The 25,397-nt window shown below is 35.0% G+C and carries 24 protein-coding genes and 2 tRNA genes; 17 read left to right on the forward strand and 9 right to left on the reverse strand.

Translation table 11 applies throughout. From position 1 onward, the window contains the following. Window positions 1–101 precede the first annotated feature (101 nt). Both JI665_RS01570 and JI665_RS01575 read right to left on the reverse strand, forming a co-directional pair. Entirely contained in the window at window positions 102–716 is a 615-nt protein-coding gene (locus JI665_RS01570; RefSeq protein WP_206835403.1) for a YczE/YyaS/YitT family protein, read from the reverse strand. A 175-nt stretch (window positions 717–891) separates the two neighbouring features. Next, complete coding sequence (locus tag JI665_RS01575) at window positions 892–1,656, reverse strand: SurA N-terminal domain-containing protein (RefSeq protein WP_206835405.1); 765 nt, start codon at window positions 1,654–1,656, stop codon at window positions 892–894. A gap of 246 nt (window positions 1,657–1,902) precedes the next feature. Here JI665_RS01575 and JI665_RS01580 point away from each other — a divergent pair. Beyond that, a tRNA-Val gene (locus JI665_RS01580) sits at window positions 1,903–1,975 on the forward strand. Window positions 1,976–2,075: 100 nt separating this feature from the next. Here JI665_RS01580 and JI665_RS01585 read toward each other — a convergent pair. Beyond that, the gene (locus JI665_RS01585; RefSeq protein ID WP_206835407.1) at window positions 2,076–3,197 is read right to left on the reverse strand and encodes a tyrosine-type recombinase/integrase; all 1,122 of its coding nucleotides are present in this window, start codon (window positions 3,195–3,197) and stop codon (window positions 2,076–2,078) included. Window positions 3,198–3,607: 410 nt separating this feature from the next. Next, window positions 3,608–4,414, reverse strand: a complete 807-nt coding sequence (locus tag JI665_RS01590) for a hypothetical protein (RefSeq protein ID WP_206835409.1) — start codon at window positions 4,412–4,414, stop codon at window positions 3,608–3,610. Between the two features lie 422 nt (window positions 4,415–4,836). Here JI665_RS01590 and JI665_RS01595 point away from each other — a divergent pair, with 422 nt between their 5' ends. The 16 genes from JI665_RS01595 (at window position 4,837) to JI665_RS01670 (ending at window position 18,865) form a co-directional block, all read left to right on the forward strand. Next, window positions 4,837–6,636, forward strand: a complete 1,800-nt coding sequence (locus JI665_RS01595) for a hypothetical protein (RefSeq protein ID WP_206835413.1) — start codon at window positions 4,837–4,839, stop codon at window positions 6,634–6,636. Window positions 6,637–6,889: 253 nt separating this feature from the next. Then, window positions 6,890–7,243, forward strand: a complete 354-nt coding sequence (locus JI665_RS01600) for a hypothetical protein (RefSeq protein ID WP_206835417.1) — start codon at window positions 6,890–6,892, stop codon at window positions 7,241–7,243. Between the two features lie 139 nt (window positions 7,244–7,382). Next, complete coding sequence (locus JI665_RS01605; protein WP_206835420.1) at window positions 7,383–8,039, forward strand: hypothetical protein; 657 nt, start codon at window positions 7,383–7,385, stop codon at window positions 8,037–8,039. 803 nt (window positions 8,040–8,842) lie between these two features. Then, window positions 8,843–9,376, forward strand: a complete 534-nt coding sequence (locus JI665_RS01610) for a hypothetical protein (protein ID WP_206835422.1) — start codon at window positions 8,843–8,845, stop codon at window positions 9,374–9,376. 664 nt (window positions 9,377–10,040) lie between these two features. Next, window positions 10,041–10,313, forward strand: a complete 273-nt coding sequence (locus JI665_RS01615; RefSeq protein WP_206835425.1) for a hypothetical protein — start codon at window positions 10,041–10,043, stop codon at window positions 10,311–10,313. 172 nt (window positions 10,314–10,485) lie between these two features. Beyond that, on the forward strand, window positions 10,486–11,559 hold the full coding sequence (locus JI665_RS01620) for an HNH endonuclease (protein ID WP_206835429.1): 1,074 nt from the start codon (window positions 10,486–10,488) through the stop codon (window positions 11,557–11,559). A 273-nt stretch (window positions 11,560–11,832) separates the two neighbouring features. Next, complete coding sequence (locus JI665_RS01625; protein WP_206835431.1) at window positions 11,833–12,213, forward strand: hypothetical protein; 381 nt, start codon at window positions 11,833–11,835, stop codon at window positions 12,211–12,213. Window positions 12,214–12,233: 20 nt separating this feature from the next. Further along, window positions 12,234–12,476 (forward strand): NUMOD4 domain-containing protein, encoded by a 243-nt coding sequence (locus tag JI665_RS01630; protein ID WP_206835433.1) that lies wholly within the window; start codon window positions 12,234–12,236, stop codon window positions 12,474–12,476. 19 nt (window positions 12,477–12,495) lie between these two features. After that, complete coding sequence (locus tag JI665_RS01635) at window positions 12,496–12,870, forward strand: hypothetical protein (protein WP_206835436.1); 375 nt, start codon at window positions 12,496–12,498, stop codon at window positions 12,868–12,870. Window positions 12,871–12,895: 25 nt separating this feature from the next. Then, on the forward strand, window positions 12,896–13,729 hold the full coding sequence (locus JI665_RS01640; RefSeq protein ID WP_206835438.1) for a J domain-containing protein: 834 nt from the start codon (window positions 12,896–12,898) through the stop codon (window positions 13,727–13,729). Window positions 13,730–13,784: 55 nt separating this feature from the next. After that, window positions 13,785–14,243 (forward strand): YHYH domain-containing protein, encoded by a 459-nt coding sequence (locus JI665_RS01645; RefSeq protein ID WP_206835440.1) that lies wholly within the window; start codon window positions 13,785–13,787, stop codon window positions 14,241–14,243. Between the two features lie 49 nt (window positions 14,244–14,292). Beyond that, on the forward strand, window positions 14,293–15,015 hold the full coding sequence (locus JI665_RS01650) for an HNH endonuclease (RefSeq protein ID WP_244671066.1): 723 nt from the start codon (window positions 14,293–14,295) through the stop codon (window positions 15,013–15,015). 14 nt (window positions 15,016–15,029) lie between these two features. Then, window positions 15,030–15,419, forward strand: coding sequence for a hypothetical protein (locus JI665_RS01655; RefSeq protein WP_206835442.1), 390 nt, complete (start codon window positions 15,030–15,032; stop codon window positions 15,417–15,419). A gap of 463 nt (window positions 15,420–15,882) precedes the next feature. Next, a complete protein-coding gene (locus tag JI665_RS01660) occupies window positions 15,883–17,223 on the forward strand; it encodes a hypothetical protein (RefSeq protein WP_206835444.1) in 1,341 nt (446 codons plus the stop codon). A gap of 395 nt (window positions 17,224–17,618) precedes the next feature. Then, a tRNA-Val gene (locus JI665_RS01665) sits at window positions 17,619–17,691 on the forward strand. A gap of 199 nt (window positions 17,692–17,890) precedes the next feature. After that, complete coding sequence (locus JI665_RS01670; RefSeq protein ID WP_206835446.1) at window positions 17,891–18,865, forward strand: proline dehydrogenase family protein; 975 nt, start codon at window positions 17,891–17,893, stop codon at window positions 18,863–18,865. Between the two features lie 254 nt (window positions 18,866–19,119). Here JI665_RS01670 and JI665_RS01675 read toward each other — a convergent pair whose 3' ends face one another. The 5 genes from JI665_RS01675 to JI665_RS01695 form a co-directional block, all read right to left on the reverse strand. Further along, window positions 19,120–19,905 (reverse strand): endonuclease/exonuclease/phosphatase family protein, encoded by a 786-nt coding sequence (locus tag JI665_RS01675; protein WP_206835448.1) that lies wholly within the window; start codon window positions 19,903–19,905, stop codon window positions 19,120–19,122. A 2-nt stretch (window positions 19,906–19,907) separates the two neighbouring features. Further along, on the reverse strand, window positions 19,908–21,548 hold the full coding sequence (locus JI665_RS01680; protein WP_206835451.1) for a PTS transporter subunit IIBC: 1,641 nt from the start codon (window positions 21,546–21,548) through the stop codon (window positions 19,908–19,910). Between the two features lie 321 nt (window positions 21,549–21,869). Then, complete coding sequence (locus JI665_RS01685) at window positions 21,870–23,354, reverse strand: aldehyde dehydrogenase family protein (RefSeq protein ID WP_206835455.1); 1,485 nt, start codon at window positions 23,352–23,354, stop codon at window positions 21,870–21,872. Between the two features lie 128 nt (window positions 23,355–23,482). After that, window positions 23,483–24,436 carry an amidohydrolase family protein gene (locus JI665_RS01690; protein ID WP_206835458.1) on the reverse strand — a complete coding sequence of 318 codons (954 nt, stop codon included), beginning with the start codon at window positions 24,434–24,436 and terminating at the stop codon, window positions 23,483–23,485. Between the two features lie 31 nt (window positions 24,437–24,467). Continuing rightward, window positions 24,468–25,244: an IclR family transcriptional regulator gene (locus tag JI665_RS01695; RefSeq protein WP_206835461.1), complete on the reverse strand. Its 777-nt coding sequence runs from the start codon at window positions 25,242–25,244 to the stop codon at window positions 24,468–24,470. Between the last annotated feature and the right edge of the window lie 153 nt (window positions 25,245–25,397).

Genomic DNA, 25,397 nt, shown 5'->3' on the forward strand with positions numbered 1-25,397 from the left:
CCCTCCTTACTTTTATTTACATTATATACGAACGCGTGTTCTTTATCAAGCGGGATGCGAAAATTTGTTCGTATAAAAAAAGACTTCACAAATGAAGTCTTTTAAATAATCTTTAATCCCTTATCTTTTAAGTGATTTAGCAAGATGGTTCCGTATTGTATGGCAAAGCCTAAAAAGGTGGCTACGAACAATGTGCCCAATCCAACTGGACCGCCTAAGATAAGGCCAATGGCCAAAGCTAAAAATTCATTAATGAGACGTGCAGTCTTAATGCTGATATTGAGCCTTTTGGCAGTTGCGATCATTAATCCATCAATTGGGCCGCTGAATAGTTGCGGACGGATATATATAGATACCCCAAAGCCAAGGAAAGAGACACCAATGATGAAGGCAATAATCTGAACGGGAAAGTTTGTCACTGTGATGCCGCTGAAAACAAGCTCCATCCAAAAATCGATGCCCACACTCGCTAAAATGGTTCCAATAAATGATTTAAACTGCGGTTTTTCCCAAATCAGCAGAGCATTGAAAAAAATAAGGGATGCTGTTACCAGAAATGACCATGTTCCAATAGTCAGACCGAACTTATTAAAAAGGCCAACATAAACAGTGTCCCAGGCACCTGCACCAAGATTGGATAATATAATTAATGAGACACCGAGAGTGAGAATTAAATAACCTGCAATTATTTGAATGAATGCTGTGTGTTTAATCATGTTGTATCCTCCCCAATACATATTACCGTATATAAATAAATTCTCAAGGGAAAGAAAAGGAAGAAAATAAAACAGTATTCATAACAGGGCACTATAGGAAATAGCACTTATCAGCTTAATGAAATCTCAAACAAATAAAAACAGCTCCCATAAACAGGAACTGTTTTAAAGATTCTTATACCTTTATATCAATTTTTGCACTTTTCTTCAATTCTTCTACATGCTTAACCAGCATTTCCTGCTGTTTTTGCTGTTCGAGCTGCTGTTTAATCTGAGGTTTTACTTCCTCCAATTTTGGCGGCTCCTGTCCTTCAGCACCACCCTGGCTGGCATATTCATCATAGAATTTCTGAATTTCAGCATCTGTGACTTTCTCTGGTTTTATCTCGCCGTTAATATATTTCGTATATTTAATATTGTTGGCAATTTCCTTCTCTAATGAGTCGGGGTTAAGACCAGCCTGTTTCATTGCTGTTTCGAATTCCTTGTCGTCCTTGAATTGTCCTTTTGTTTCTTCCAGCTGCTTTTTGACTTCTTCATCAGAAGCTTTGTAGCCTTTTTTGTCTGCTTCCTGGAGAAGAAGTGTCTGGCCGACTAGACTGTCGAGTGTCTGCTCTTTGATTTTCTCTGCAGCATCTTTAGTAGTAGGGTCTTGTCCCATTTGCTGATACATCATTTGTGATGAAGTAAGAACGCTGTTATACTCACGGCCAAGAATTTCCTGGTTATTAACAATGGCAACAGTCTTTTCTTCTTCAAGCTTTTGTTTGTCCATTTTCTTTTGCATTTCTTCCATTTGCTTCTGCTGGTCCTGCTGTTCGGTTTCAGCTGTTTTCGCTTCCTCTTTTTTATCTGCACTCTTGCTTTCATCATCAGCTCCACAGGCAGCTAAAACGGCAGATATTAATACTAGTAAAAAGGGGTACATTAGTTTTTTCATTAAAATTTCTCCTTCCGTAACCCTGTATGGTTTGATTCAGCTAACAAAAGAATCATATAGAGGGCATTATAAAGCAAAAATTCTTAAAAAGATACCTTTAAGGCATAAATGCAGAATTTGTAATGGGAATGTAATCTAGTTTCCCAGCTGCTAACTTTATAGTTTATGGATGAAATATAGGTATTGACTTTTATGAGAAAAAGAAGTATATTTTATATTGTCCCCAATACAGGGGAATGTTATAACGATTCCGTAGCTCAGCTGGGAGAGCGCTACCTTGACAGGGTAGAGGTCGCTGGTTCGAACCCAGTCGGAATCATACTTAAAGTGTCTGGCTGCTATAGCCAGGCACTTTTTTTGTTTATTTGAAAAACTTCGTTGGTCCCATTGGTCACAAGTTTGGTCACAGATAATTTATCTTAGTTAATAAATAGCTGTTGTGCGAAACGATTAGATGCTTCTTTTTGAGTATTGGGTAGTATATGAGAATAAGTATCAAGTGTAACTTTTACACTACTATGACCTAAGCGTTCCGAAATTAGCTTTATATTTTCACCTTGTAGAAGCAGTAGGCTTGCATGTGTGTGTCTCAGGTCATGAAATCTAATTTTGGGTAGATTCTCTTTTGTAATGATGCTATTAAATGACCTTAGCAAATTTCTTGGATTAATTGGTTTACCAGTATTAGTGCAAACAACAAGATCATTGTCATTATAAACACTACCGTATTTCAGTTTAATAATAATGTTCTTTTTTCTTTGTTGTTTGAGAGCGGAAACAGTGTTCGTGTCTAAACCGATTGATCGGTTACCTGCTTTACTCTTTGCGCCTTCTTTGAATCCTTTACCATCGTGCGTGAGAGTTTGCCTTATATAGAGACATTCATTTTCAAAATCCACATCTCTCCAACGTAATCCTAAAACTTCACCTTGGCGCATACCTGTTGTAACTGCAAGCAGGAAAGCGATCTGATATTGACTAAACTCTATACTTTTAAGAAACGAAGAAACATCTTTCAAATTCCAAATTCCAGTTTCCTTAGCAATCACTTTAGGTTTTTCAATAAACGATGCAGGGTTTTTCTTAATGAGTTCCATTTTGACAGCACTGTTTAGTGATGCATTAACTACATTGTAAATACGTTTGGTAGTTGTGTCGGATAACCCCTTCTTCCTTAGTTCACCTACAAATCCTTGAATGTGCAAAGGAGTTAATGTAGCGAGGGAAATATGCCCGAGATAGGGAAAAATGTGAATCTTGAGGTAGGATTTATACGCTGTTGATGTCTGGACGCTTAAGTCATGCTCTTTCCCCTTTAACCAAGCATTTAGATAATCCTTGTAAGCTTGTTTAGAAGGCTCAATGTAAACTCCCTCATTTACTTCATTTAAAATTGCTGTAAGGGCTTTTTCTGCCTCTTTCTTTGATTTAAAGCCCCGTTTCTTTTTTTGTTTGCGCTTTCCTGTTAACTGATCTTTGCCAACATCCACTACTAAATCCCATTTACCCGTTTGATTATTCTTCTTTATACTTCCTTTCATATTAAAGAGCCTCCTGATTGCTCTTACCAATGAAAAAAGGTTTCCTATTATATTTTACCATAAATTTGAAGTTGGAGATAAAGTAGGTAATAAATAAAGTTACCTCAAAACGTAATATCAAGTGGGAATTTCCAAAAGGTAGGCATGGTATTTTATTCAGACTTGAATAGACTCTGGGTTGTGACTTTTTGTTACATATATAAATAATAAATATAAAGTTAAAAAGTACCCTCTAAACAGTAATACAGCCCCTTAAAGGTGCTGTATTATTTTGGGGTGGGGGGATAGTTTACAGGATTGCCAGCCCCCTATAGATTTGGAATGAGGTTAATACTTGATTCCCGCCACTATGATTTTAGAATCTGCGAGCGAAACTAAACAGTTCGTTCCTCTATATAAATATATTGTAATTAATCCCGTTCAAATATTACTTCTTTTGAGTGCTTAATAACATCTTCAAACTGCTTAGTGTACATATCAAATAGATCACTTTCTTTCAGAGTGTCTTTAACAAGTAAGGATGGGAGTTTTCTTGTTTTTTCTTTAGATGGTTTTGATTGAACATTTACTAATTGATCGTCAAACCTGTAAATAGAGTAAGTTGGTAAATAGTCACTGTAAAACAGCCTGATGCTGCTCTGAGTTTTTTTTCTTCCAGTTTGTTTTTTAGAGTAGTATAGTTCCTTCCATTTCTGCTCTACTTCCTTTATTCTTTTGACAAGGTCATCCTTACTCACTCCATAATGTTCAGCAAGACCATCAATTAATTTTGACTCAGGGCATAGGAGAATTATTCTAATGTCTACATTAGAACGTTGTACCTTTTCCTTTAGTTCTTCATAGTTGTGATTTGTCCAAGTCCTTGCATAAATGTGTAGTATGTCAATTTTTTTCTTAGAGTTTTTTATTAAAAACCTATAATCTATATCATTGATATCAGAAAAAACCTCGATAATCCCAGTTTTGTCAATAGATTCACGAAGCTTTAATTTACTAAGGATTAGTTCAACTAGTTTTTCTCTTAATAGGTACTCATTAATGATGCTGAAAACACCAGTTATTATCAGGGCAGATGCTACATTACTAAGAGTTGCATTCCAGAAATTGTTCATCTCTAAGAACTGAGTGAGGGATAATACTGCAAGACCTCCGCCCAAGAGTAGAATTATACTGGCCCATAGTCTAGCATAATAACTTTCTCTTAAAAACTTTAACATTTCCAACCAATCCCTTTCCTTCCATAATACTCTTATAATTTTATCATAGAAAGCAGGTTCTATTATATAGAACGTTAGATAACTATCTGAATAAAATCAAGATTCTATTTATAACTAAATCGTTTGGGTTTATATTTTCTTAAAAAAGGGTATATATATATTATGTGTTAATTAATTAACACATATAGTTAATATCTAACTAATAACTACTTAACATAATTGCTAACGTAGATACTTTAGTGCGTTGGTTCTTTTTATGTTGGCTTTTAATCCTTTTTTTATGTTTAGAGATTCATGTTTAATAGAAGAATAATTATGGGTTATGAGGATAGTATAGCAACAATTTATTAACATAAAAGAAATTATAAGTACTAAAAACACCAAAATTGGAGGAATTTAATGAAGGTATAGGAGGTCTGCGAATGAAATTATTAATTGATACAACTTCATATTGTGAAAAGCCAAAGGGATACGAGATCGGGAAAATAAGTAACCGAATAATAAAAAAATCCGTTGAGGTTAATGTTGAAGAACTGGCGAAAGAAATAGGGAAAGGAAAAACGTTTGTTCCTGCTACATTTAGAGAAATACAAGGTCAATTAAGAAGATCAAATGAGAATTGGGAATCCCAGCAAGTGATTGCTCTTGACTTTGATGAAGGACTCAGGCTTGAAGAGGCGTATAATGATCAGTTTTTTCAAGAGAATGCAGTTTTTCTTTACACTACTTTTAGTCATACTGAGGAAAAACATAAATTTAGGGTCGTTTTTGTTTTAGACGAACCATTATATGAGTATAAACACTTCCAAGCAATAATTAATGATCTATTAACAAGATACCCATATGCTGATAAATCATGTAAAGATGGTAGCCGACTTTTCTATGGTGGCAAGAAGGTTGTACCATTTAATTATGAAAATCGGTTATTATTGAGTGATTTTAAGTTACAGACCCCTTTGCAGGACATAGAATATAATCTAAATAATATGTCTCGCAACAGGGTACCACCTACACAGTTAGTCTCACGTCCAACAAATGTACAACTGATATTAGAAAGGGATGTGAGGAAACTACAACAAAGGCTTAAAGTTAAGCCAGTTGCTTTAACGAGCAACGAAGTTATTAATTACTTAAAGAACCAGGACTTACGAAACTTTTTAGGCGTAAAAAAAACAGGCAACTTTATTGATATTTTCCATGAGGAAAATGAACCGAGTTCTTCAATATTTAAGTCTAAAAGCGGGAGCGGTCATTGGCTTTACAAGTGTTTCTCAGCAAACCATCAATTTGCAGGTACGATTTTACATATTGTACAAAAACTTTTAAGTTGTTCATCTGTTGAAGCCAAAAGATTCTTAATGGAAGTTTATATGGTCACAATCTATGAAAGTGAAGCAGTAAAAGAGTTTAAGGAGAGTATAGATATATACAAGGAATTACTGAGGTCGGAAGACCTCGAGGAAATACATCCTTATTTTTATAAAGTTTTTAGTAGATATGGGCATCTTCAAGACTTATACACACTGCTTGATTTAACAAAGGAGTATATCACAGGTGATTCCGATCCTCGAATAGTTTTCTATCACAGTATAAGAACTCTTGCCAAACATTTTGGTAGAAGTGTACCAGCAACTGGAACGAGGCTAAATTTTTTATCTCTATTTAATGTAACAAGAAAACTAAATGAGGCTGAGATACCTGACGATTTATTATCGTACCAGAAAAATAGCAAAAGAGTTAATCACTATCAATATAGGAGCAGTACATATGAATTACCAATGTATACATATGACTTTTTTTGTGAGATAGATGATATGTGCAAGCTATGGCTAGAAAAAGGGTGTACCAGCAGGACAATTTCATATGAGGGAATCATGAGAACTTTTGGTCGTGAGGAAGCTGATCGAGTTTATCCGCAGGACAAGGGAAAAGAAATCCCAAAATTAAATGAAGATATTGCCTCAGATATCCACCATCTAGTTCTTAATCAAATTGAGGCTAAAGGTTGGACAACTGAAAAAGAAGTACTTGAATGTTTAGACTACAAGTTTAAAGGTCAGGATGAGTTTAAGCATAATCAGTTTAAGCGTTGCATTGGAGAGATGCTGGATGCTTACAATTTAGAGATAATATCTACAAACAAGAAAATTAAAGAAGAAATGAAAATAACGGAAGAGTTTATGAATAAACATAGTTTTCCAAAGATTATTAAATACAGGTAACTAAAATTATGAGGATGAGGTGAGAAATACAAGCACAAAACTTAATCAAGCAACAACCTCTTGAATAAGTTATTCGATGGTATTCTGGATTAGTAATTGTTAACACAAATTAACACAGGTTGTCAAGAATAATTATCATAAAGATTTACAATACAATTACACTAACACAAAACACAACAACTACTAATCGAGAATTATCAATCACTTCTCCTTCATCGTTCATTCTTTAATAACGAAAGGAGAGATTTTAATTATGATTAAGAATTTTTATAGGAACAAATACAATGCTGAGGTAAGACTAGAAGGAATAAGATTATTAAAGGCTACATGTAGAAATATTATAAGGAGGAGTAGAGAGGCAGAAGGTGCTTATGGTCATGTTAAATGCTCTTTCAAGAAAGCAAATGATCTCTTCCGATCTATAATTAGTCATAAAAGGCTTTTTGATAAATGGCTAGAACAGACTGAAATTTTTATGGAAAAAGGAAATGACAAATGCTTACGTCCTGTTATTGATAGGATAGACGAAAAGGGGCATTACTACCTTTATAATATGCAGGTACTATCATTGAGTGAGAATGCTTCAAAGGCTCGAAAAAAGAATTAATTGCTGTTTCAGGTTATGGTTCATATATGAGCCATAGCCTATTTTTCTTTTTTTTAATTGGAAAAGGTTTTTTATCATTTTTCTCGAATAAAATTTAGGCTGAGATTAGATTTATATAAGACATAGGGGGAACATAAAAATGAGCAAGAATGAAAGCTTTAAAAATATGTTGATCGAATGTTTTGGAACAACGGTTAAGCCAGGAATAGTTGCAGGTGCTAGTATGATAAATCCACTTGCAGGCATATTAGCAACAGCATATTTCGCTTCACAGGATTCCTACAGATATACTAGAGCGGAGAGGAACTTAGAGTTAGCCATCGAAGATTTATATTCAAAATATGAAGCAATTGAATCTAAACTCTTAGGCAGTCAAAATAAAAAGGTAAAAGAGCAGCTATTCCCATTGTTTTGGGACTATGTTATAGATGAACAAGAAGAAGAGAAAATACAATTGTTTGTGAATGGAGTAGTCGTTGCAATCAGTAAAGAAGAAATTAACATGGAAAAAATGTACGTCTATTTCGATATATTAAAAAATTTAAGACTCAAAGAAATTCACTATTTTATTGATGTTTATATAAACCAGAATTTTAAAGTTGTAGAGGGTGAAAACTCTAGAGTTGATTTCAACCCTAAAAATCTTGATGTTGCATACCATAATTATGTATTAAATAAACTTGAAAGGTTAGGTTTAATAACACTTGCTGTTATAAGTGGTAATGGTACTATCGATGAACATTATAATATAACTAGTTTGGGAGAAGAATTAAACAATTATTTTAATACTCTTTAATGGAACTATTGAATAATTGAGTATATGTGGATATGGTCTCCTAAAGATTCATAAATACGACACAAGGGCTTTGGGGCCATTGTGCTGAATACATAAATGGGAGGGGTGTGGTGTTTATGAACGATATTAAACCGCATTGCCATGTATGTATGAAAGAAATGAAAATGGGAGAAGAGGTAGTTATGGACGTCCTCTTCAAAGGAATCTTACATGCTGATTGTAGTTATCTGCAACCAGACGAGGTTGAAGATAAAGGAAGCCTTGAGGACGTTATCAGTAGGAATCAAAGGTGGCTGAAATCGTTTAATCACTTAATATTACAGTGAGAAGTGATAGCTTAAAAGAGTATCAGTTCTGTACCTCTTTCTTTTTTACTCACAAATACATGTTATAAGTTAAAAGCCCCTCTCGACTGAGAAGGGCTGCTTATTTATTTATACTTGAGATTTTTACAAGAAGTGTAGTATTTACTGGTATTTGTTTATCTTCTTTAAACGATCATATACGAAAGACCTAAGGTTCTGTGCAGTGCATAAGCCTTGGTCTACTTCCTTAAATGTTGGGTCATACCCAGCATGAATTATTTCTTAGTTCATAGCAATGTTTATACCAACTGCCTATTTCTTTTCTATCATTGAAAATGTCCCATGACCCACCAATCTTTTTAAAACTCTCTCTTTACTATTGTAATGACGAATAATGTTCCAGTAAAAAGTGCTATTGCTTTAATTACAATAATATACCATTATATATTTATTTTTCCATAAAACATGATAGAATTAAGGTGATGAGAGAGGGATACTATGGATTTGTATATGAAATTTTTTACACAGTTTTTTTTCGGGTTAGATGTTGTGATTGTAACTTCAAGTATTGTCTATTTTTTATTTTGCATATGGGTAAGTTTCTTTGGGAATCCAAAAAATGTAAATTACTTTTATTTCATTTTATTTTTAACTTTGATTTTTTTATCTGTATATATCTTTATAGATTTTTCTTTTTTAAGGTTGCTATCAAATCAGCAATTAACCAGTATAGGTTTTTCTATAAACATACTTAATGTTTGTTTGTTTTTTTATACTGTCTATTTGCATATAAAATTAAATGAGGGTAAAAAAGACTCTAAGCCAACTTTAATGCTTTTATTTTTTGTTGGTATCTCTTTAGGATTTTATTTTTTGATTCTTTGGTTGTTTAATCAAAGCAATGTACATAATAAGCCTGTTCAAACGGTGGATGAACAGATAGCCGCACTTTCAACTTGCATTTCAATTTTTGTTACAGGCATTATTGTCTTGTTTTTCGTTGAGGAGAGACATAAACTGCTAAAAGAATAGTTACATTTGTGTATTGAAAAAAAGTTTAGCGATGTGTCTAAACTCTTTTTTTGTTGAAAATGTTGCAAATGGTTATTTTGAGTATCAAAAGTAATTTCTATTTTAAAGCTATCTTTAAGTTCTTTAAATTCAACAAAATTTGCGTCTGTATATTTAATTCCTTTGATTATTGAAAAGCTTGCAAAAGAGTATGATGTAAAAGCTAATTGCATATATTGATGTAACTAGAATGACATTGCAGAACGAATAAAGCCCCTCTCGAATGAGACGGGCTTTGTAATTTTTCTCTTGGGTGTTGCTTATCGGTTCTAATAGAGACTGTGTTAAAAGCATCTGGGGAGAACTCTTAAAATAAAAAATAACTCACCTACCCCCGACCAAGGTGTTTGAGTGAGTTAATTTCTTTTTTTTTAACCTATCAAATTGGGTCACTGCACTTCATAATTCAATAATAATTGAATTGTAATAAAATGTAAAGTTTATGAAGTCAAGAGAACTTGCTTATTTACATATTTATAAAGTTGAAAATTTGTCGGTTACTTTAGAAATTGTATGTTTAAATATACCTTTGATTTTTACGTATAAGTGCAATTATATGAAAATTAAAAGGATTGTTGGGTTTTGTTGTGGTATAATTTTCCTGCATAAGAAAAGGGGGAGAATAATGGCTATTCATCAAAAACCTATTGATTATATCGATATACCTGCTCCTCAACATACTCCTAACGCTTATTATAGGGTAGTATATGGGGATGTTGATTGGGAAGAAGATAATAACTTTCGCAGAGCAATTTACGTGTTAATGGGATATGAGAGTGGAATTAATTACAGAAGAGTTGCACATATTCTAACAACATCGAATGAGCCAAATGGTTTAAGCGATCTTGATTTAGTACAAACCGCTATCCAAAGACTGAAGGAAAGAAACCAGATTTAAAGATTAATCAGAGGTGTATGGCTGTAATAGCTATACATCTTTTTTATGGATATTTGATGAAATAAGTATTTATTTCAGTATTTGTGGGGATAATAAATAATTTGGTTGTTGTGGTATAAATTTAAAATTATCTGTCAATGATACAAAATGTAAAGGATTAGGAGGGGACTAAATGAAAAAAGCACTTAGTTATGAGTTTGTAAAATCGTACATTGAAGACGAAGGCTATTCTCTTTTGTCAAATGAATATAGCAGGGCAAAAGAGTATTTGGAAGTAAGGTGTCCTAAAGGACATGTCTTCCCAATAACTTGGGATGCATTTAAAGGCTCTCCAAGTCAAAAAGGAAGAAGGTGTGCCAAATGCAGTAACAGAAAAGTGGAATTGTTAGATGTAATTAATTATGCAAAAAGCAGGGGCTACAAATTGTTGACCAGAGAATATATCAATGCAAAAACTAAGATGGATTTTGAATGTCCAAATGGTCATACCTTTCCGATGACTTGGGACAACTTTAAAAATAACAATAGAAGTTGTCCTGAGTGCCAAGGATTAAGGAGGTGGAGTATTGAGGAGGTTAGAAAATATTTTAATGATAGAGGATACTCCTTGCTTACGACAATATATTTAAATGTATCACAGCGTTTAAAATACATGTGTCCAGAGGGGCATATCAGTTATACAAACTTTAATAAATTTAAAAATGAGGAGCATGGTTGCGATCATTGTGGTGGCTCCAGGAGGTTAGAATTTAGCTTTGTAGAAGCTGAATTTGCTAAAGCTGGTCTTATACTACTAGATAATGAATATAAAAATGCAGGTACTCCAATGAGGTTTATTTGTCCTTGTGGCAATATTGATAAAGTTGATTACAGACGCTTTAAATGGTCTGCTGAAGGGAAGAATCCTAAACGGAAATGTTCAGAGTGCATGATTCCTGAGTGGCATTACACATTAAATGAAGAAGACCGTATAAAAGAAAGAAAATATCCTGAATATTATGCATGGGTCAAAAAAGTAAAGGAAAGAGATGAATATACTTGTAAATGTTGTAATTATAAAGGAGATGCTGTACGTGCGCATCACTTGGATGGATATAGCTGGTGTAAAGAAAAAAGGACTGACATTGAAAATGGAGTGACATTATGCACCGTATGTCATGATGAATTTCACCATATTTATGGCTTTAAAATGAACACAAAAGAGCAATATTTGGAATTTTGGTCTAGAAAGTACCGCACAATCTAGGAGGTTTTTTATGTGGGTCTTAAAAAAGGACTACTCAGTTGATATGCCATTGTTAGAAATAGTTAAACAAAAGCTGTGATATCAATATTCTTAGATCAGAATGGGATAAAAGAGTGGCTGGTCGCCTTTACGATTCTGAATATGTATTGATGAAAAAGGAAGGGAAACGTTGCTGGTAGTAATTGAAACATCATTAAATAATGTCACTAGTTAAATAAGTACTAGGATTTGTTAAAATAAGTGGTAAAATTTAACTATAAGGGAGGGATTTCATTGACTCGAAAATACAAGTTTGAAACAGCTGAACAAGTGCTAGCAACTTTTAGTCTAAATGAGCGTAGTTTAGCAACTCAAGTTTTTAATTATGCTTGTGAATTACCAGATACCTCGTATTATATTTCAGATGGTATCATGTTCAAACGTGCAACCAGAAAATATAAGTTTTTATCAATATCAACAAAAGGGAACAGAGTCCTGTTTCATGTACCAATTACCATAAGAGATGCAATCTGCAAAAAGTATCAAGATGAGATGAAAATATACATACCAACCGATCTAAGAGACAAGAATCAAATTGATATAGAAATAAAAGACATTGATTCCATTGAAAAAATAAAGGGGCTAATTAATTTAGCTTACAAAGAACGTGAATAAAATTGAAAGGAAGAGTAACCATGGAGTCTATTGAAGTTTGGAAAGATATTGATGGCTATGAAGGTATTTATCAAATTTCAAGTATGGGAAGAGTTAGAAGCATAGACAGGCTTAGCAGAAATGGAAGAAGGCTGAAAGGAAAAATTAAAGTCAGGGAAGGAAATCCATACGGATTCCACATTGTAAAGCTAATTGATAAAGAAGGTATAGCTAAAAATCATAAAGTTGCTGAATTGCTAAAGAAGTATTTTGTAAAGGATTAAGAAGAAAGGGGTCACTGAAATGTCATTGGAGATACAACAGTTCTTAGATTTGATTCAAAAGAACTTTCCAGAGGTTGTGAAAACTAATTCTGCAAGTACTCTAAATAGAACAATCCTATTTGTACCGAATCAAAAAAGAAACAAGAGATGGATAAAAATTGACAATAATGAGAGTTTACATATTTCTTTTGACTTTTGCCTTGGTGATATATCTGAAGCTGATTGTTTATCTGCGGGATTACCAGTTCGAAAGAATGGAAGATATGGATATAAGATAACTGATGACGCTGTCCATGTTACTTTAACTGACGTCAATGTCCTTTTAAGTGAAGCGATGCTTCCTTTTTTGCATAAAGTGTATTCTTCATATTTAAAGCGGGTCGAACTTAAATAATTGAAATCAAAATTGAGGGGATACAGTGAAGGATATTATTGATTACTATGAAATCTTAAGAGTTTCCTATTTTGCAACTTCAGAAGAAATAAAAGAAGCATATAGAAGAAAAGTTAAAGATGTTCACCCAGACAAAGTTCAAGGTAATGATGAAGATTTTAAAATTGTAAAAGAAGCATATGATGTTTTGAGTAATGAAGAAAAGAGAAGGCACTTTAATGACATCCTCTTTAATGCTACTAACTTTAATGTAATATCTAAGGTTTCTTATAAAAAAGAAGAACCTCAAGAAAATTATTCACCTCAATCAAATACGTCACAAACTAAAAGTAAAACAAATAAGTGGAAAATCTTTGCAATGGTTTCAATTGGATTTTGTATTGTATTAATTTCTTTAGGTGTCTGGGGTTTTGATTATTATGAAAGTCAGATAGTAGAAGTTGGGAAAGAAAACAATACATTAATTCAAAGGTTGAGTGAAGCGGAAAATGATAACAGTGTTCTAGATAGCAGGCTAGAGGATGTCACAAAAGAAAACCTAAAACTTACTGAGGAAAATATAGAGTTAAATACTGAGTTATCAGGTGTTTTAGATGAACAAGAGTTGAAAAACAGTTTAGATTCTAATAAATCTGCGGATGAAATCACATCAAGATATGTAGAAGAGTATGACGATGCTTTTACTCAAGGTTCAAGCAAAGAACATGTGAAAGAAATTATGGGTACACCTACTCAGTTGATGCAACGTCCGCTAGGAGGGGAATCGTGGTGGTATGGCGAAACAGCATGGGTGAACTTTGATAGTAATGGTAGAGTGGAAGGCTGGTATGATACAGGGGGAGTTCTAAAGGTTAAATAGTTTCTGTCAATAATGTGTATATAGCCACATTATATAAGAATAGGGGTAAAAATGGGTGAGAGTTCTGTTATTTTATTGTACTCTATTGGTTTTGATATTTCCTTTAGAAGCATATGCACATAGCGGTAGAACTGATTCATATGGTGGGCATAACAAAACTGCTAATGGAACGTATCATTGCCACTCTGGGAAGTGTTTAGAAGATGCTTGGGAAGAGGCATTAAAAATTGCATACCCAAGTGGTCAAGAAGACGGAAGAATAGGGGAAAATCAATATAAAGAATATGAGGAAGTATTGCATAAGAGAGTTTTGAATGAGGAGATTGATTCTGATCAAGCTGAATATATGATTCCTTATCTTTTAAAGGCTTATAAACAAGGCTATGAAGATACCTATATTCCTAGCTTTTGGGAGAAATACAAACTGCATCTTGGATTAATGGGTATATCCTTGTTAATCATCCCATCTTTTATTTACAAAGTGTATAAGGGAAGGAAAGGAACAAGTGTTTAAGATAGGGTAAACTTTTAAAAAACAATTGTTGGAGGTATCTACAAACTATATGAATAAATTAATACCAGAATTAGAACCTATACAACGTTCGAGAGAATATAACAATTATAAGGAAAATATACGAGACAAAGTGATATATGAGTATCTATTTAATTCTAGAAGCCATCGCTGGTTAGATGAGAATATCATTGGTATGGCTGCTGAATACAGCAAAGGTTATCAGTCAATGGGGATACTTCACTATATTGGTTTAAAAGGAAAGCATAAGGGATTGTTTGAGGATATAAGTATTCATGGTGCTATTGAAATACTAGAGCATTCTAAAGTTTCCGATTTTAGACTTATTATTGAAGCGTTGAAAAGAAAATCAGGTAAGAACGCCACTCCAGCTGGAAACGATCAAGGTGAGATAACAGATGACACTGAGGAAGGTAAGGAATATCCAGAGGGAAAAGAAGCATACAGGCTCCATAGATTTCGAGAAAGAGATACGAGACTTATTAAAGAAGCAAAAAAGCTATTTAAACAAAAACACGGAAAATTGTTTTGTGAAGCATGTGGAATTAATTTTGAAGAAACATATGGTGATAGGGGCAAAGATTACATTGAAGCCCATCATACAAAGCCAGTGTCTAAGATGAAGGAAGGAGAAAAGACCAGGATTGAAGATATAGCAATGCTTTGTAGTAATTGTCATCGCATGATTCATAGGAGTCCATTTATATCAGTAAGTGAATTAAGAAAACTGGTTGAAGCAAACTTAAATTATTAGAAGGGAGTGTAACTATGTTTAAGGTCGGGGACATAATTGAGCATGACAATTATGGGAAAGGAGAGGTAACTGCAATAGAAAATGAGAGTAAATCATTATGGGTTTCCTTTGATAAGAAGCATGAGGTAGTTATATATGATGTAATTGATAAGCCTCATTATTTTGAAGATAACACTAGATTAACTTATACAAATTTTATTAGAGTTTTTGAGAGTGAAGTAAGGATGTTATCTTCTAATCATAGATATAGAAATAATAGGGATGATTATATAAATAACTGTCATTCGTGTAAAAAACTCTTATCTTCACAAACCCATCCATATTGCATTGAATGTGAATGGTTAAAATGTGAATGTGGCTCTTGTAAGTGTAATTATAAAGGTCGAAATTTTAAAAAAGTATAGTATGTCATTCGCAAAGCTGGAGATAATAGGATTCCTTAGACCATTAATTTGGTCTATTCTTTTGTTATCTTTGTATCATTTAAGTACACTCTAATGATACATTTGTCGGTCACTGATATACTTGAGTTGATACATTTCAAATACATATATCATAATAGAGGCGATAAAAAAGAAATATCGTTATGGTTGGGGTTATCAGGGCAAAATCTATCTGCTCAGTTAAAGCAGTTAGAGGAAGCGGTAGGAGAAAGAAGATAGGCAACTATTTAATTTATTCCCGTCCAAGAAGGTGACAATATACCAAAACAGATCTACAAATAAGCTTATTGTTAATGAGATTGCAGTTATAACTAAGATTGGCAGGGTAACTATATATGGGGCCGTTAAAGAGTGGAAGCCAAAGGGTAAAAAAATAATTCATCAAGTTAAAACATCTTATTTCAAATAGAAAGAAGGAGAAAAAATGCTTAATGAAGAAAAAGCTATACTCTCTTCAATATCTATGGAGGGTGTCAATCAACAAATTGAAATTTACACCGGAGAATATACTCTTGACATTGATGGCAATAAGGTCGTTTTGGAAGGAAATATATTAATGAAATGGTTACCAGATGCTAGGATTGAATATAAAGGGAAAGTAGTAGAAGGCTACAAAGAAATCGAAAGAGACTTACTCACAGTTGGGTCTGGAAAGTCCAAGGTCTTTCTGGAAACTTCAAATGGATTTTATGGACAAGCTATGATAAATAAAGTGAATTTTAAACATCAATTTAATATATCTGGGGTTGTGTTAAGACATATTGAGAAAATCAATGATGTCAAAATGGACAGTTTAAAATTCAATGTAGTCAACTTTTTGGACAGTGGAGGGCAAAGAATAATCCATGAAAAAAAGAATTATAGTGGTAGGATGGTTTTTAACTATAAAGACTACAAGATTATTGTTGATAAACTACACAATTTCAAGCAAATTTATGAAGACCTAAACGAAAGTGGTGGTTACGCTGTAACTCACGCTGGTAGTATTGAAAACATCAAAGGGGAACAATTTAGTTTTGAAGATGTAGAAGGGTTATTAGAAACTCTTGGTTGGTTGTTGTCTTTTGCTAGTGGAAGGCAAGTAGGAATATGTTCATATCATGGTTACTGCAAAAAAGATAAAGTGCTTGAAAGATTTCAAAGCCCTATCATTGCAAAATGGAAAAATCACACTAACTGGTTCTCTAGATTAAATTCCCAAGGCAGTTTAGAAAGTATCTATCCATCTTTAGTTGAGAAATTGAATAATGAATTATGGGGAGATGTCTTAAAGAGAACGTTTACATGGTACTTTGATAGTATGGTTTCAACGTATATAGAAAATAAGATAGTGTCAGTACAGATTGCGTTAGAAATGTTGGCTTGGACATACATAGTTGAGGAAAATGAAATAATTGATAAAAAAATATTCGATTCTAAATTAAGAGCCTCAGATAAGCTGAGGTTATTGCTATATGAGTTTTCAATCCCAAGAGAAATACCAGACATAGAGTGTTTTAAAACCTTTAATTCTTATAAGGATGGTGCACATCTATTTACTGACTTTAGAAACGAAATTGTCCACCCTAAAAAGGTGAAGGATAAAGGTGAAATGACTTCAACATCTAAATACTATATTCTCCAATTAGGGAGAAAGTATTTAGAGTTGAGTATTTTAAGAATACTGGGATATGAAGGCATGTATCAAAATTTAGTTAGTAATAAGAAATGGTTAGGCGAATCTTTAGAAAAGGTACCATGGTGCCCTGCTGAAATAATCAAGTAAGTTATATTATAATTGAAGGTACATTGTTTTAATAAAAGTACATTCACATGCTAATAGGAAAGATAGCAACTGTTGATTTAATCATACTTTCAAGGTCTATTGAACGGATCTTTAAATACGATCAGTTTTTTAATAGGGAAGTAAGTGATTGGTTAGCAATTAAATGATTATACTAATTTATTATTAAAAAACAGAGAGTTTCGTATTCTCTCTGTTTTTTATAAATTTTTTAAATGGAAACCTTCAATCATGCCAATAAGAGCATATTTTTTATAAGCCACATTTCTGCTACATGGGATTTTCTAGTTAAAGAGTAATTTGTTATCTTATTCATATGGTCACGAAATGGTCACATAAATAAAAACTAATCACTTGTAGACCTTTTTATTCATAACGATTCCGTAGCTCAGCTGGGAGAGCGCTACCTTGACAGGGTAGAGGTCGCTGGTTCGAACCCAGTCGGAATCATACTTAAAGTGTCTGGCCGCTGATCGCCAGGCACTTTTTTTGTTTAGAGGGATCTTGTTTTTTGAGCTGGGAACTCCTGCAATGTTTTAACGAAGTAGTGATGGGGAATCGTTAAAATATAAAAATTCACAAAATAATTTTTATTAAAAATCTATGCTATAATTTCATTGTGAAATTACAAGAGTTAGGGGATATTTCTATGTTGAAAGATCTGTTTATCGGCCTTTCCCAAAACGAATTTCTGAATAGCGCTGCAAAGAAATATGGGTTGAAATTGGGAGCGCAGAATGTAGTGGCGGGAACAAATTTAGATGAAGCAATTCAAAGCATAAAAGAGCTTAACGCTCATGGCATCTCTTGTACTGTCGATAACCTCGGGGAATTTGTTTATAAAAAGGAAGAGGCGGCAGAAGCGAAAAAACAAATTATTGAAGTGATAGAGGCAATTTATGAAAATAAGGTGGATGCACATATATCTATAAAGCCTTCCCAGTTAGGCTTGGATATCGACTACTCTTTCTGTCTTGAAAATGTTAGGGAGATAGTAGAGAGGGCAAGCCATTATGGTATTTTTGTGAATATGGATATGGAAGACTCTAAGCGTTTGCAGCCTTCCTTTGATTTACTGGATGAATTATCTAAAGAATATAATAACATAGGAACAGTTATTCAAGCCTATTTTCTGGCTGCTGAAGAAGATTTAAAGAAATATAAGGATTTCCGCTTGCGAATTGTAAAAGGGGCTTATAAGGAGCCTGAAGAAATTGCTTTTCAGGAAAAAAATGACATCGATGCTAATTTTATAAAATTGATAGAATGGCATTTGCTGAATGGCAAATTTACATCCATTGCAACACATGACCATGTGGTAATTAATCATGTAAAAGATTTTGTAAAGGCCAACAATATCCCTAAAGAGAAATTTGAATTTCAAATGCTTTATGGCTTCCGTAAGGATATGCAGCTGAAGCTTGCTGGTGAAGGCTATAATTTCTGTACGTATGTACCTTTTGGAAATGACTGGTACGGCTACTTCATGAGGCGTCTGGCAGAAAGGCCCCAGAACTTAAACCTTGTTGCCAAGCAAGTATTTAATAAGAAAACCAATACTGTGATTGGAGTGGCCGCTGGAGCTTTCCTGTTAGGCAGATTGACAAAGAAACGGAAAAAATAATACTCCAAAAGTCTCCCTGTTTTATTAAGCAGGGAGGCTTTTTTATGTTATCATTTTTGTGCGGAATTGCGAATTAAATTTGAGAATGATTAGATGGAAGATATGGAATGGACATCGACCTTCCGGCTATTCGTGTTTATGAGAAAGTCGGTTTCGAACCAACAGGTGAGATTTTTTAGGCCTTCCATCCTGAATCCATCTACAGGCTAAAAATGTAGAAAGAAGTCCCTGACTGAATTGTCAGGGACTTTTGCCTACATTTCAATTTCCACACCATAATGATCCGAAATGATGGGTTTGTGTGTGCCGTTAAAGATAACCCGTGAATATTTCGGCTGGACAGGCTGAGCCGAAAGAATTAAATCAATCCGCATATCATGTTTATTGTTATCCCAGCCGGCAATCTTTCCTTTAACAGTAACACCCGAATCCTTCCTGGAAGCTAATTCATAAGTGTCATAGAGCCCATTGCCTGTCAAAAAGTCATAACCTTCATTGCGGACATAAGCCGAGCTGTTGAAATCTCCCATTAAAAAAGCGGATTCATCCTTTGGGACTTTTGCAAGAAGAGATTCAACCTGGAATTTATAGCATTCTTCTTCATCGTGCCACCAGCCAAGATGACAAGAATAGAAGGAGATGGGTCTATCTTGAAGAACTAATTTTATACCAACTATTTTTCGTGTCTTCCAGTTTTTCCGGTCTCGGTTATTTGTAATGAAAAATGAATGGTCCTCTTTAATTTCATGCCTGGTCATGATTGCAAGACCTTCTTCATATATATCATAGCCAATATGGGAGAAATCCCATATAAAAACGTAATCGTCCACACCTATTTTTCTCAATTCTTCAATTAACAGCAGTGCATAATTATCTTCTCTGATATGGCCGTCTATCAAAGGGGCTTTGAAATGCTGGCTGACTTCCTGCAGTGCGATGACATCATAGAAGTTCTCTTTAATAGTCTCTGCAAGAATTTTAATTTTTTCCAGCTGCTGATCCTCCTGCCATGAGTGACAGTTTAGAGTTAATAATTTCATTATTAAGCTCCCAGCAGGTCTTGTATATCTGATTTAAGGACATCTGCTTTTGGGCCATAAATTGCCTGAACGCCTTTGTCCTTAACGATAAGACCTAAAGCTCCATTCCTTTTCCAGTCCTGTTCACCAGCAACTTGTGAAGTGTCCTTTACTGTGACACGCAAGCGGGTCATGCAGGCATCTACATCTTCAATATTTTCTCTTCCGCCCAATAATTCAATTAATACAGGGGCTAGTGAATTTTTCTGAACTGCCGATTCTGATGATGAAGCGGAGTTTTCTTCTTCAATGTAGTTTCCATTGCGCCCTGGAGTAGGGAAGTTGAATTTCTTAATCATAAAATTGGCAACACCAAAGTTTAATCCGAAGAATACAATGCAGGCAATTACAAAGTTTACAAGGTCCAGCCATAAGCCGGCTTTTAAAATCATTGGTGTTCTTGTAATCAATTCAATGATGCCAAAAGAATGGACACGGATATTAATGATGTCAACGATTGCAAATGCCAGACCTGTCATAACTGCATATATGATATAAAGAAGTGGAGCAGCAAACATGAACATAAATTCGATTGGTTCGGTTACTCCAGTCAGGAATACTGCCAAACCAGCAGAAAGGAACATCGATTTGTATTTCTTCTTTTTCTCAGGATCTACATTCCGGTACATTGCAAGCGCAATTCCCAATAAGGCAGCAGCGGAAAGAATCATTTGGCCTACTTTAAAGCGGGCAGGAGTAACATCATTCAGGAGCTGCTTATAGCTTTCTGTATCTCCTGCAGCCAAAAAGTTATTAAGATCGGCAATCCATGCCAGCCATAGCGGGTCTTGTCCAGCCACGGTTGAACCTGAATTAGAGCCTGTCAGGATTTTGTAAGTTCCGCCGAGCTCAGTATAATTAATTGGGACAGTCAGCATATGATGCAATCCAAATGGAAGAAGCAATCGTTCCAGTGCCCCAAAAACAAAGGGAGCTATAACTGGCGCTGTGTTACGTGATGTAGCAATCCATTGACCGAAGTCATTTAATAATCCTTGTATAAATGGCCAAACAATCGATAAGACTAACGCTGCTGCAACAGAGCCGCCAATTACAGTGAAGGGCACGAAGCGCTTTCCATTAAAGAAGGAAAGTGAATTTGGCAATTTATCATAGTTATAATACTTGTTAAATAAATTTGCTCCAATAAAACCTGAGATGATCCCGACAAATACTCCCATATTCAATGCTGGTGCACCTAAAACAGAAGTGAAATAGTCAGTCACAATGAGATCTTGCCCAAACAGGGATTTTACCATGGCGTCCGGATTATCTAACATGTCGGACTTTACTCCGAATATGGCGCCTGTAATTCTATTAATCAGAATGAAAGCAATAAGAGCTGCGAATGCTCCGCCTGCACGTTCCTTAGCCCAGGAACCGCCAATTGCTACTGCGAATAAGATATGAAGATTTGTAATAATGGCCCATCCTATATCCTCCAGCACGCGTGCAATCGCTTGCACAAATGCTATGTCAGCACCCGTCATGCCAACAAGCTTGCCAAGTGAAATCATGATACCTGCAGCTGGCATTACGGCCACTACAACAAGTAATGCCTTACCAAACTTTTGCCAGAAATCAAAAGAAAATAATTTTTTCATCGTTTTTCTCTCCCTTATTGTATGGGCTTTCATTAAATGGACTAAAAAAGCATTCCCAGAATTTCACGAAAAAAATTTCGATTAATGCATGGATTTCTCCTATGAAAATACTAATTAGCTTTATTATTATCTTAAAGTAACACGGGTAGAAAAATGATGCAACCGTTTGCGTAAAAAATATTCATTCGGAGGTATAGAAGATGATAAAAGGAAAGATTCTTAAAACAATCGTTCCTTTAATATTATTTCCAAAGTGGAATTGGGGAGCAGGATTATTAAAATGCAGAAAACGGACATCTATATGCCCGTTTTCCAGAGTTATTAAAAAGGAAAGTGTCTGTCTTTAGTTTGTATCGATACCCATTTGGTGACGGTAAATTCCTCTACAACCCATGGATTGCCAAACCTTCCTAATCCGCTGGCCTTATTTCCTCCAAATGGAATATGTGGTGCGTCATTTACCGTTTGATCATTCACATGAGTCATTCCGCTATCAATTTTTAGAGCTAATTCTTCTCCTCGAGCAAGATCGCTTGTAAAAATAGAAGAGCTTAAACCATATTCTGTATCATTGGCCATTTCAATAGCATGATCATCTGAATCAGCTTTAATAATGGTGGCAATAGGGGCAAATAATTCAGTCTGTGCCAGTTTGCTGGAATTATCCACATCAGTAAAAACAAAAGGTGTAATAATATTGCCGATCCGCTGGCCTTCTAAAGAGAGTGTCGCGCCTTCCTGCTTTGCTGTTTCGATATACTGAATAGCCTTTTCCAATTGGCGTTCGTTAATAAGAGGACCTATCACAGTCTTAGGGTCGCTTGGATCCCCATAGGCCAGAGACTTCGCTCGGTCTATAAATTTTTCTGTAAAATCATTGTATATGTCTTTATGGACGATGATCCGGTTTACAATCATACATATTTGGCCCTGGTGGATGAACTTGCCGAATATTGCAGCATTCACTGCCTGATCGACATTTGCGTCGGAAAGGACAATCAGCGGGCTGTTGCCTCCCAGCTCCAAAGCGACTCTTTTCAAATTTCGCCCAGCAATAGCTCCGATATGCCGGCCTACAGCAGAGGATCCAGTAAAGCTAATTAGTTTTGAATGCGGATTAGTCAGCATGCTCTCTCCGATTTCAGTAATATCAGTTAAAATGATGTTAAGAACACCTTTTGGCAGACCCGCATGTTCGAAAGCTTTGGCTATAATCGAACCGCCAGAAAGGGCAACTTGAACATCAGGCTTATGAACAACACTATTGCCTAGAGCAATGGCAGGTGCAATAGTTCTCATTGAGAGATTCAATGGAAAGTTAAACGGAGAAATTGAGGCAATGACCCCAAGTGGTAAGCGATGGATGTGGTTATGCTTTTCATCTGATCCTGCTACTTCTCTTACCTTATTAACTTCATCAGCGTATTTAATAGATTCTTCAAGGAATTCAATGGCAAGATGCAATTCAATATTGCTCTTAAGTATAGTACTGCCAGTTTCTCTTTGAATAATTGCCGTAATTTCATCTCGGTTTTCTTTTAAATAGGCAGCCGCCTTTGAAAGGACCTCTCTTCTTTCCTCAACAGTAGAGGCAGCCCATTTCTTTTGGGCACTGCTGGCAATTTCGAAAGTTTCTGCCAGCTGATCTTTTGTCGCCAGCTTCACGGTGGTGACGACACTGCGGTCATAAGGATTCAAAATTTCATAGGTTCTCCCGCTTTTTCCTTCAGTCCATACTCCGTTAATAAAGCTTTTGCTAATCTCTTCACTGATGAGGCTGTTTGCAATACTTTGTGATTGCTGCATTTCATTACCCCCTCCTTAATAATGGTAACGCTTACACGTCTACTCGCAGTTTAGTATAACAGCATGGATTTTATGTAAGAATAGCAAAGTTGCGCTATATGAAAATCATTAAAAAATTCTTCACCGGATTAAAAGGAACTTGAGATAGGTTCCATTAAAGATGACGCCCCTTTGGTGTTCTTATAAATTGGAGGGTTTTCACATAAGTCAAAAGGGTAATCTGATCCAGGAACAACTCTATTCTCTCCAACTGTTTTTACCAGGAAATCCAATCCTGCAGGGTTCCACAAAACTGTATCAAACCAAAATCGTTTTATATATTGGGATGGAGGTGCATTCAAGTTTGAGGATACCTGATCCCATTGTTCATAGCCTTTATCAAGCCGCCCAATCTGGTAAGGAAGGAAACCTCCACCATGAGCAAATAAAATCTTTACATCTGGAAAGTTATCAATCATCCCGCTAAGTAAGATATCTGTTGCACAAACAGTAGTTTCCCAAGGAACCCCAATTAAATTTGGCATCATTTTTGTTTTGAGGCGAGGATCTTCACTTAAAAGCGGGTGAATGAAAAGAATGGCTTTCATTCTGTTTGCCGTTTCAAAAAATGGTTTGAAATATTCATCCGAAAGCATTCTCTCTGATAGACCAGGTCCAATAATGGCTCCTTTTAGCCCTAGATTAATGGCTCTTTCCAATTCTGCAGCTGCTATTTCAGGGTTATTCAATGGCACGGTTGCAAGAGCAGCTGTTTTTTCTGATGATGAGGATGCCAAATTAGCTAATGATTGATTATATACATGAGAAATTTCTGCTGTAATTTCTTGAGGAAAGTCATACATAAATAGCTGAGGAATAGGTGATATCAAAGAGTGAGTTACTCCGGAATTAAATTGTTTTTTGTTAAATAAATCAAAGTGATAAAATTCTGGCTTTAATTCAAAGCCCCATTTATTATTGACTATCAAAAATTCATCTTTATCAGGTGATTTCTTAACCCACTCCGCTTTTACTGCAGTTTGATTGTCTTTTACCCAGTCAAGCACCTCCTGTGGAATAAAGTGTGTATGAAAATCGAACATATAAATTTCTCCTCTCGTTTTTATTAATCTATTATTTCCAATATCCCATTCGGCTGGATATTTCATTGGCAGCAATTATGACCCTTTTTGAATAATTCTTAATCTTGCTCTGCTGGATTCTTTGTTTTGGGCCTACAATCGCTAAAGCCGCAATGACTCTGCCCTTATAATCATAGATTGGTGCTGCAATAGAATTTACCCCTTCAAGATACTCTTCATTGCTCCAGGAATACCCTTGTTCTCTAATTTGCAATAAATGAAATTTAAGCTTCTCGGGGTCAGTAATCGTCGTTTTAGTATGTTGTTCTAGCCCTTTATTTAGAACTGCATTGAAAACATCTTCTTTTGCATGGGCAAGCAATGCCTTCCCTGAGCTTGTACAGTAGAGGGGATTTCTTCTTCCGACATGTGTCAGGAATCTAACTGGGTGATTGCATTCAACCTTTTGCAAATAAATGACTTCATTGTTATCTAAAACCGAAATATGGGCAGTCTCTCCCAACTCCTGTACGATTTTATTTAAAACAGGCTGGGACTCTCTGTATATATCCATTTGGCTGTTTACAATACCTCCAAGGGAGAGAATTGACAGCCCCAAACGATACTTTTTGCTTTCAGGATCTTTATATACGAATCCCTCACTGGCTAATGTAGCCATTGTTCGGCTGACCGTGCTTTTATTAAGACCAAGTGATGCCGAAATGTCACTGATTTTTTTTTCCGGTTCGTCCATTGAAAAGCATCTCAATATACGTAATGCATTTTTTACAGATGAAAGGTGACTATCCTCGTTTGTCTTTAAAGTCATTTCGTATCCTCCTTAAAGTTGCTATATGTTAAACATGGTTGCTTTATAGTGGAAAATATATCAAAGAAGTTTAAAAAAGGAAAGGGAATGTTTTAAAAATTTAGAAATTTGCAAAGCCAAGCTATTGTCCTTTCAGGTTTTAGAGTGTTTTTA

The organism is Bacillus sp. NTK034 (genome assembly GCF_017303275.1).
In the GTDB taxonomy this organism is placed as follows: domain Bacteria; phylum Bacillota; class Bacilli; order Bacillales; family Cytobacillaceae; genus Cytobacillus.